This window comes from Vibrio sp. (genome assembly GCF_047973365.1).
Classification (GTDB): domain Bacteria; phylum Pseudomonadota; class Gammaproteobacteria; order Enterobacterales; family Vibrionaceae; genus Vibrio.
In genome coordinates this window covers 77,779-87,359 of sequence record NZ_JBKEBW010000015.1, presented here as the reverse complement: position 1 = coordinate 87,359, position 9,581 = coordinate 77,779, and the positions used below count along the sequence as shown (strand labels likewise).

At 43.6% G+C, this 9,581-nt stretch carries 7 protein-coding genes; 4 read left to right on the top strand and 3 right to left on the bottom strand.

The genetic code is table 11. From position 1 onward, the window contains the following. Positions 1-139 precede the first annotated feature (139 nt). On the bottom strand, positions 140-841 hold the full coding sequence (locus ACK5MF_RS02495) for an arginyltransferase (RefSeq protein ID WP_416919043.1): 702 nt from the start codon (positions 839-841) through the stop codon (positions 140-142). A gap of 3 nt (positions 842-844) precedes the next feature. After that, complete coding sequence (aat, locus tag ACK5MF_RS02490) at positions 845-1,576, bottom strand: leucyl/phenylalanyl-tRNA--protein transferase (RefSeq protein ID WP_416919041.1); 732 nt, start codon at positions 1,574-1,576, stop codon at positions 845-847. Positions 1,577-1,769: 193 nt separating this feature from the next. Between aat and aroA the strand changes: the two genes are divergently transcribed. Beyond that, the gene (aroA, locus tag ACK5MF_RS02485; RefSeq protein ID WP_416919039.1) at positions 1,770-3,050 is read left to right on the top strand and encodes a 3-phosphoshikimate 1-carboxyvinyltransferase; all 1,281 of its coding nucleotides are present in this window, start codon (positions 1,770-1,772) and stop codon (positions 3,048-3,050) included. Between the two features lie 35 nt (positions 3,051-3,085). On the opposite strand, the gene ACK5MF_RS02480 is transcribed toward aroA, so the two are convergent. Continuing rightward, positions 3,086-3,334, bottom strand: coding sequence for a DUF2498 family protein (locus ACK5MF_RS02480; protein ID WP_416919037.1), 249 nt, complete (start codon positions 3,332-3,334; stop codon positions 3,086-3,088). Between the two features lie 417 nt (positions 3,335-3,751). Between ACK5MF_RS02480 and topA the strand changes: the two genes are divergently transcribed. The 3 genes from topA to glgA all read left to right on the top strand — a co-directional run bounded on the left by topA (position 3,752) and on the right by glgA (position 9,462). After that, complete coding sequence (gene topA, locus ACK5MF_RS02475) at positions 3,752-6,376, top strand: type I DNA topoisomerase (protein ID WP_416919035.1); 2,625 nt, start codon at positions 3,752-3,754, stop codon at positions 6,374-6,376. A 412-nt stretch (positions 6,377-6,788) separates the two neighbouring features. Next, positions 6,789-8,006 (top strand): glucose-1-phosphate adenylyltransferase, encoded by a 1,218-nt coding sequence (gene glgC / locus ACK5MF_RS02470; protein ID WP_416919033.1) that lies wholly within the window; start codon positions 6,789-6,791, stop codon positions 8,004-8,006. Continuing rightward, complete coding sequence (gene glgA, locus ACK5MF_RS02465; protein ID WP_416919031.1) at positions 7,996-9,462, top strand: glycogen synthase GlgA; 1,467 nt, start codon at positions 7,996-7,998, stop codon at positions 9,460-9,462. Before glgC ends, glgA begins: the two co-directional genes overlap by 11 nt. Positions 9,463-9,581: the final 119 nt, after the last annotated feature.

Sequence of the window (9,581 nt, the reverse complement as noted above, 5' to 3'; positions counted from 1 at the left end):
GTGTTTGGAAGAGTATCAAGGACTGTACCTTGCATCTCAATTACGTCTTCTTTAGCCATTTAATCCTCTTTAGAAATGTGGCGCAAATCAACGGTATAGCTAACCGTTAATTGTTAAATAAGTAAAGTTGGGGCGTATTCTACCCTTGCCAACGCTGATTTACTAGCCTTTGATGGCGTTGGAAGTGTACTTTATAGTTCATGGCAGGGCATTCATCGATTTGATAGCCCAAATAAAGCCATTGTTTATGGTTACTTTTGCAGTATTCCAATTGGATCAGAATCGCAACCGTACCGATAGAGAGCGGTGAAGCCGGGTCAAAAAAGGTATAAAACGCACTGGCGCTATTAGGCAAAATATCCGTAACAGCGACAGCTATGAGACGCTTATCCTCATAAATATGAAGAAACTGGGTATTAAGCCACTGGGAATGAGCAAATTTATCAAACTCGTCCTTTTTTGGTGGATACATGGTTCCATCGCTATGACGTGCTTTGATGTATTTGGCGTAGAGTGAAAACCAATTTTCATCCAGTCTAGGCTTCAATTCCCAAGTCAGATGCTGTTTGATTTTGTTGATCAGCCGCTTCTGACTTTTGCTTGGTGTGAAACCTGCGACCGAAACACGTAATGCATGGCAGGCACTACAAGTGTCACAATGAGGTTTATAGATGGTATCGCCACTTCGGCGAAAACCGTTCGCAAGAAGAATCTCGTAATTTTCATCAGACTGCATGCTGCTATCTAGCGCTACTGCCACACGTTCCATGCGATCTTTAAGATAGCTGCATGGATGGTTGTTGGTTAGGCCAATTCTAATTTGCTGTATATCAGAACTCACGCTTCACTCCTCGACAGACTCAGGATTATCAGTAATGCTGAGCCACTGGCGTTCGAAACACACTTTACTCACTTGAGCATCTCTAAAAGATAGCAACGAATTGATGAACTCGTCACGCGGCAATTCAAATGCGCCTAACGAAGCGAGATGTGGGTTCATTACTTGGCAATCAACGAGCTGTCCTCCGCTTTTTGCGAAGTGTTGGCAGAAGTACCATAAAGCAATTTTAGACGCATTGGTTTGAAGGCTGAACATCGATTCACCGCAAAAAATTTGTCCCATCTCAATACCGTACAATCCCCCTACAAGTTGTGCATTTTGCCATACTTCAACTGAGTGACATTTACCTTGTTTAGCGAGCTCTCCATAGGCTTCCTGCATTTCAGCGTGAATCCACGTTTGCTCAGCGGAGCGAGTCGCTGCGCATAGTTCAATGACTTGTTGTGTCGCATGATTGATGCTAACTGCATATTGTTGCTTGCGTTGAAATTTTTTCACACTTTTTGCGGGTTTGTACGTCTTAGGATTAAACACGGCTCGTGGCGAAGGGCTCCACCACAGAATGGGTTCACCTGAAGCATACCAAGGAAAAATACCATTTTTGTAGGCGTTATAAATGCGTTTTGGATTGAGATCTCCGCCAAAAGCAAGCAGACCGTTTGGATCTTCTAATGCTTGGTAAGGGGAGGGGAAGCGAAAATCATTAGGCGCTAGCTCCGGGAGGTAAATCGTCATTGAAACCTCAGTATTATTTGGCAGAGATAACTTAAAGTGATTATGGATCATAGGGATTTTCCTGTTGTTTGCCAATGACGAAAGATTTAGGCTAGTTTTCATTGATGAATTTGGTTAGTCTGCCAGTACCAAGAATTTTACATCGCTGCAAATAAATAGAGATCTGAGAGCGGTGCAAGGAAACACAGCATTAATGGAAAGCCTTACGTTACAACCGATTCAAAAAATCAGTGGAGAAGTGAATCTCCCAGGTTCGAAAAGTGTATCAAACCGCGCCTTATTGTTGGCGGCTTTAGCCAAAGGGACTACGCGGCTTACTAATCTGCTCGACAGTGACGATATTCGTCATATGTTGAATGCACTGACTAAACTGGGTGTTCGGTATCAATTATCTGACGATAAAACAGTGTGCGAAGTGGAAGGTCTGGGTAAGCCGTTTGCCGCAGATCATGCTCAAGAACTGTTTTTGGGCAATGCCGGTACAGCGATGCGCCCACTAGCGGCGGCATTGTGTTTAGGTTCAGGTGAATTTGTATTGACCGGTGAGCCTCGGATGAAGGAGCGCCCAATAGGGCATCTAGTGGATGCACTGCGTCAGGCGGGTGCGGACATTACATATTTAGAAAATGAAAACTTTCCGCCACTGCGAATTAAAGGCACTGGTTTAGACGCTGGCACCGTTGAAATTGATGGTTCAATTTCAAGTCAGTTTTTAACAGCGTTGCTTATGTCAGCACCGCTTGCGAAAGGTGACATTACCATCAGAATAATTGGTGAACTGGTTTCTAAACCATACATCGACATCACCCTGCATATCATGGCGCAATTTGGCGTTCAGGTTGAAAACCATGATTACCAAGAATTTGTTGTTCGCGCGGGCCAAAGCTACGTATCACCGGGTAACTTTTTGGTTGAGGGCGATGCCTCCTCTGCGTCTTATTTCCTTGCTGCTGCAGCAATTAAAGGCGGTGAGATTAAAGTGACCGGTATTGGAAAAAATAGTATTCAAGGGGATATTCAGTTTGCTGACGCTCTGGAAAAAATGGGCGCAGAAATTGAGTGGGGCGACGATTACGTTATCTCCCGCCATAGAGAACTAAATGCCGTTGACCTAGACTTCAATCATATTCCAGATGCAGCGATGACCATTGCTACAACTGCTTTATTTGCTAAAGGTACTACAGCGATTCGCAACGTATACAACTGGCGTGTCAAAGAGACCGATCGTCTGTCAGCAATGGCAACAGAATTACGTAAGGTCGGCGCTGAAGTGGAGGAGGGTGAAGATTACATCATCATTACGCCACCAGCTAAGTTAACGCATGCTGCGATTGACACCTATGATGATCATCGTATGGCGATGTGTTTCTCGCTCGTTGCTTTGAGTGACACTTCAGTGACGATTAATGACCCAAAATGTACCTCGAAAACTTTCCCTGATTACTTCGATAAGTTTGCAAGTTTGAGTCATTAAACTCCTTGAAATAGAAGCCTCTAAGGAGGCTTCTATTACTTTTCGACGCTGAACTGTTTAGAAAGCTGATGGGCTAGGTATTTGAACATATTAAATACGACGGTCGTCTTTTCTGTTGGCAGACCTTTTTCGTCTAGAAAGTAGTTGCCTTTGAACACCAGTACATCATCTTTTTCTTCAACACTGTCTGCTCTTAATCCTTCGAAATACTGATCATGATCTTGGATTAACTGGTTTGCGATAAGCAAAAGTTCGAACTCACTGACGGTTTTTTTGTCATTCATTAATGTGTTACCTCATAAAGCGAAATCTACAACTGCGTTGTTGAACGGCATTAAATGGCGAATAGTCGCTAGTTGTCAACTCTGCGTATGACAGATTATTTATCTGGCAGTCTAACGTGACATACCGCCAATTCCATGATCGAAAACAGAAATGGTTGGATTTGCGAAATTGCACTTTTTGTGATTTGCTCCATATTTAATTCGTTTATAGTCGCGTCGAACAACAAGCCATTCTAGTATGTGCGAGTTTTTGAACATAGACGCACAATTCGTCGATTTGTCGAGCAAATAAAAAGGATTTTAAAAAAACAAGTTGATCTTCTTGTTGTTCGGCTCGATAGTAAAAAAAGAAGCAAGCATATAGAACGCCGTTCGAATGAGCGTTTTAATAGTGATTAAGGGCATTTGAGTCAAATTATGGGTAAATCACTCGTTATAGTGGAATCACCAGCCAAGGCGAAAACAATTAATAAATACCTTGGTAAAGACTTCATTGTTAAGTCTAGTGTCGGTCATGTCCGCGATCTACCAACTGCAGGTCAAAGCACTGCAACAACCGCTGCAAAAAAAGCGACTGCGGTAGCAAAAAATATCAGCGTAGAAGAAAAAGTTCGTCTTAAAAAAGAGAAAGAGCGTAGCGCCCTAATCAAAAAAATGGGTATCGACCCTTATCATGGTTGGGAAGCAAATTACCAAATTCTGCCAGGTAAAGAAAAAGTCGTCGCTGAACTACAAAAACTCGCGAAAGATGCAGACCACGTCTATCTCGCAACCGACTTGGACCGCGAAGGAGAGGCTATCGCTTGGCACCTTCGTGAGATCATCGGTGGCGATGAACAGCGATACAAACGTGTAGTGTTTAATGAAATTACCAAGAACGCGATCCAGCAGGCTTTCCAAAAACCGGGAGACTTGAACATGGATGGTGTGAACGCGCAGCAAGCACGCCGTTTTATGGACCGTGTTGTGGGCTTTATGGTTTCTCCACTGTTGTGGAAGAAAGTGGCTCGTGGCTTATCTGCAGGCCGCGTACAGTCAGTAGCTGTAAAGTTGTTGGTAGAGCGTGAGCGTGCGATTAAAGCATTCGTTCCTGAAGAGTTTTGGGATATTCACGCGGATACAACAACGCCAGCTAAAGAAGCGTTCCGTCTTGAAGTTGCGCAGAAAGACGGTGTAGCTTTCAGACCAATCAACGAAACCGATGCTATGGCGTCTGTGGCGACGCTGCAAAAAGCGGTTTACGAAGTCTGTAAGCGTGAAGATCGTCCAACCAGCAGTAAGGCAAGTGCACCATTCATTACATCGACTCTGCAACAAGCAGCAAGCACACGCTTAGGTTACGGTGTTAAAAAGACCATGATGTTGGCTCAGCGTCTCTATGAAGCGGGTTACATCACTTATATGCGTACTGACTCAACCAACTTGAGTACAGAAGCAGTGGACGCGGTTCGTGCTTATATTGATTCAGAATTTGGTGCTAATTACTTACCTGCTAAGGCAAAAATTTATGGCAGCAAAGAAGGTGCTCAGGAAGCGCACGAAGCTATTCGTCCTTCAAGCGTCGATGTGAAAGCTGAAGATCTGGAAGGTATGGAGTCGGACGCGCACAAGCTGTATGCACTGATTTGGAACCAGTTTGTTGCTTGTCAGATGACGGATGCACAATACGACTCAACCACAGTCAGTGTGAAAGCGGCTGAGTACACGTTGAAAGCCAAAGGTCGTATTCTAAAATTTGATGGTTGGACTCGTGTTCAGCGTCCTCTGGGTAAAAATGAAGACCAGATTCTGCCAACAGTGAAAGTGGGCGATAAGCTTGCACTTGAGAAACTGGATCCGAGACAGCAATTTACTAAGCCGCCAGCTCGCTATACCGAAGCTGCACTGGTTAAAGAACTTGAAAAACGTGGTATTGGGCGTCCATCGACTTACGCTTCTATCATCTCAACCATTCAAGATCGTGGCTATGTGAAAGTTGACCAACGTCGTTTCTATGCGGAGAAAATGGGTGAAATCGTCACTGACCGTTTAGATGAAAGCTTTGATGACCTGATGAACTATGATTTCACCGCCCGTATGGAAGAGAAACTCGACCAAATTGCTGTTGGTGAAACGGGCTGGAAAGAAGTGCTTGATAGCTTCTTTAATGACTTCAGTACCGATTTGGAAAATGCAGAGCAAGATGAAGATCACGGTGGTATGAAACCAAATCATATCGTCGAAACCAGTATTCTTTGTCCTACCTGCTCACGTCCAATGGGCATTCGTACTGCATCTACAGGTGTATTCCTCGGCTGTTCCGGTTATGCATTGCCACCAAAAGAGCGTTGTAAGACAACGATCAACCTTGGTGACGAAGAAGGCATTATCAATGTCCTCGAAGAAGATGTAGAAACTGCGGCTCTTCGTGCGAAGAAACGTTGCCCAATTTGTGAAACAGCGATGGATGCCTACTTAATTGATGACAAACGTAAGCTACATGTTTGTGGTAATAACCCCAACTGTGATGGTTACATTGTCGAAGAAGGTGAGTTCAAAGTTAAAGGTTACGATGGTCCTGTGGTTGAGTGCGATAAGTGTGGCTCAGACATGGTGCTTAAAAATGGTCGTTTTGGTAAGTACATGGGTTGTACCAACGAGGAGTGTAAAAACACTCGTAAGATCCTTCGTAATGGTGAAGTCGCGCCACCAAAAGAAGAACCAGTACATTTCCCTGAACTACCGTGTGAAAACTCAGATGCGTATTTTGTGTTACGTGATGGTGCTTCTGGTCTGTTCTTTGCGGCAAGTAACTTCCCTAAATCGCGTGAAACTCGCGCGCCTTTAGTTGAAGAGTTGGCTAAGTATCAAGAACGTCTTCCAGAGAAGTTCCACTATTTAGCAACAGCACCAGCCAAAGACCCTGATGGTCGTCCCGCCGTCGTTCGCTTCAGTCGTAAGAGCAAAGAGCATTACGTTCGTACCGAAAATGATGGTAAACCATCAGGTTGGACAGCGCTGTATATCGATGGTAAATGGGACGTAACCGATAAACGTAAATAAAATCGCGCAATCTTTATCACTCAACAAAAAAGCAGCTCGCAAGAGTTGCTTTTTTGTTATCTTCAGGTCTTTTTTTTGACACCAATACCAAGTCCATTATTAATGTTGTTCAATTTTTGAGACAGCGTTTGCTATTTTAAAAAATTATGCGTCAAGTTACCTATTATCTGACTGGTGAATACTATTTATTGAATGATTTATATTGATATGTGCGATGGATCATAAACTTCGATTTGTGGTCCAAATCGGATAATCGTTTGTCATTTTTCCTATATATAAAGTCGTTAGTAATTAGCTAATGTTCACTTAATCGTTACTGCAACTGTTGCGTAATTTCATAAACATGACAGCCCTGTACTTTCCCCCAACGTTATAAGGGGTCTGTCAATAATATAATAATGGAGATTTAACTATGGCTGGCGCATTAGGCATGATTTTAGCCGGTGGAGAAGGTTCACGTTTAAGACCTCTCACCGAGTCCAGAAGTAAGCCTGCAGTACCATTTGGTGGTAGCTATCGGCTGATTGATTTTGCTTTAAATAATTTTATTAATGCCGATTTGACCCGGATTTATGTGCTGACTCAGTTTAAATCGCAATCTTTGTATCTACATATGAAGAAGGGTTGGAATTTACCCGGTATTACCGGCAGCTTTATTGATACGATTTCCGCTCAGATGAGAGATGGAAAACGTTGGTATGAAGGCACAGCGGATGCCATTTACCAGAACATACGCTTTGTTGAGCTTTCTGGCGCGGACAATGTGTGTATTTTTGGTTCAGATCATATCTACAAAATGGATATTCGTCAGATGCTCGACTTTCATAACCGCAATGAAGCACAACTGACAGTGTCTGCTATCCGCGTACCAAGAGCAGAAGCTTCACAGTTTGGTGTGATTGAAGTGGATGAAACCGGTAAAATGATTGGCTTTGAAGAAAAACCAGCCAATCCTAAGCCCATTCCAGGAGAACCTGAGTGGTCTCTGGCCTCTATGGGGAACTATATCTTTAATTCTCAAGTACTATGTAAAGAGTTAAGAGAAGATGCAGAGAACACCGAATCAAGCCATGACTTTGGCAAAGACATTATTCCGAAAATGTTCCCAGCAGGTGGTGTCTATGTTTATGATTTTTCAGAAAATAAAATCAAAGGTGAATTAGGTACGGCCTATTGGCGCGATGTGGGTACCATTGATGCTTATTGGGCAGCACATATGGATTTGTTACAAAAAAACCCGCCGTTTTCTCTTTATAACCGTAGTTGGCCATTACATACTTATTACCCGCCGTTACCACCTGCGACATTTGTTGACTCAGGTGATAATAGGGTTAAAGTGACAGATAGCTTAGTCTCGGGTGGCAGCTATATCCAAGGATCAACGATTTACAAATCGGTATTGGGCTTCAGAAGTAATATCGCTGTTGGCTCTTTGGTGAGTGAATCGGTTATTTTAGGCGATGTGAAAATCGGTGCGGGCTGTACTATCAAACGTACTATTATTGATAAAGACGTGGAAATTGCTGCCGGCACTGTGATTGGTGAAGATTTAGAATTAGACCGACAACGATTCCACGTGTCTGACGACGGAATTGTTGTCATAGCAAAAGGAACAAAAGTTGGATTCTAGAAAGGAACAACTCAATGTGTGGTTTACCGTTTCAGAAGCTCAAGGATTAGTAAAAAGTGGAGGCTTGGCTGATGTGGCCAAGGCTCTGCCCAAAGCCTTGCTGGAACTAGGACACCAAGTCGCGATGGTGTTACCTGGCTATCGCAGTGTACCAGAAAAAGACTCAGCGCCAGTGGTTCTCGAAACCGAGCTTACCCATTGGCCACATATTCATTATCAAGTCCGCCAAAGAGAGCTTGATGGGGTACCTGTTTACCTGATTGATTGTGATACGTATTTTGACCGCCCAGAGTTGTATGCGGAGCACAACCAAGCCTATCCAGACAACGGAGAGCGTTTTGGCTTTTTCTCAGCAGCCTGTTTAGACGTATTACCAAAGTTGGGAATTAAACCTGATATTATTCATGCTAACGATTGGCATACAGGGTTAGTCCCTTTCCTGCTAAAAACTCGTTTTAGACACGATCCTTACTTCGCTGGCGTGAAAAGTGTTATCACCATTCACAACGCGATGTTTAAAGGTATATTTTCTCATCATCAGTTAGAAGTCATTCCTGAACTGAATTTGTCGGGAATGGAGTTCTTAGAGTATGGTCACGATCATATCAGTATGCTTAGAGCTGGTATTGCCTTTGCCGACAAAGTCAATGCGGTGAGCCCGAATTATGCGTCTGAACTACTCACACCTCTCGGTTCACACGGTTTGGTTGACGACTTCGTGCGTCGTGCCCGTGATCTGCATGGCATAGTGAACGGGTGTGATTACAGTGAATGGAACCCAAGAACAGATACCTATTTGCCAGAACCCTATTCTGACGAGGCGAAATCGTTGCAGAAGGGCAAGTCTGCCAGCAAGAAGGTACTGCAAGAAGAGCTACAACTACCACAACGTGCTGTTCCACTATTTGGCATGGTATGTCGGCTTACTCATCAAAAAGGTTTTCATTATATTCTACCTATTTTGGAGAAGTTTCTGCGTAACGATGTACAACTAATTATCGTTGGTACAGGAGAACCAGATGTTGCGGCACAATTGCATAAAATAGCAAGCGCACACCCAACGCAATTTGCATTTGTTGAGGCGTACAGCAACCGCTTTGCTCATTTGGTTGAAGCTGGCTCAGATTTCTTCTTGATGCCATCTGAATTCGAAGCTTGTGGCTTGAATCAAATCTACAGTATGGCTTATGGAACCTTGCCGATTGTGCGTGAAGTCGGTGGGCTCAAAGATACGGTGTTGGACTACGATAAATATCCAAGTGAAGCCACCGGATTCGGTTTTCAGGAGCCATCACCAGAGGCTCTGCTGATCACTATGCAACGCGCGTTATTGTTTTATCTGCAACATCCAGATTTGTTGTTAGACGTTCAACAAAGAGCGATGAGATGTGACTTCAGTTGGCGAGAATCTGCACTCGAGTATGTAAAAATGTACCACTACGCGATTTTTGATTAGTTACGCCGGTCAATAAAAACAGAGTCTTAGTGCTCTGTTTTTGATCTGTTCGAGGTAGAGTGGCTTTTTTTAACAACTCTAATCCCCTTGAAAGAATCCCCTTGAAAGCAGAGTCTGTG

Bases quoted from the DNA above. Each gene is read 5' to 3' on its own strand.
- aat (WP_416919041.1), bottom strand. From the start codon at position 1,576: ATGACGATTTACCTCCCGGAGCTAGCGCCTAATGATTTTCGCTTCCCC.
- aroA (WP_416919039.1), top strand. From the start codon at position 1,770: ATGGAAAGCCTTACGTTACAACCGATTCAAAAAATCAGTGGAGAAGTG.
- ACK5MF_RS02480 (WP_416919037.1), bottom strand. From the start codon at position 3,334: ATGAATGACAAAAAAACCGTCAGTGAGTTCGAACTTTTGCTTATCGCA.
- topA (WP_416919035.1), top strand. From the start codon at position 3,752: ATGGGTAAATCACTCGTTATAGTGGAATCACCAGCCAAGGCGAAAACA.
- glgC (WP_416919033.1), top strand. From the start codon at position 6,789: ATGGCTGGCGCATTAGGCATGATTTTAGCCGGTGGAGAAGGTTCACGT.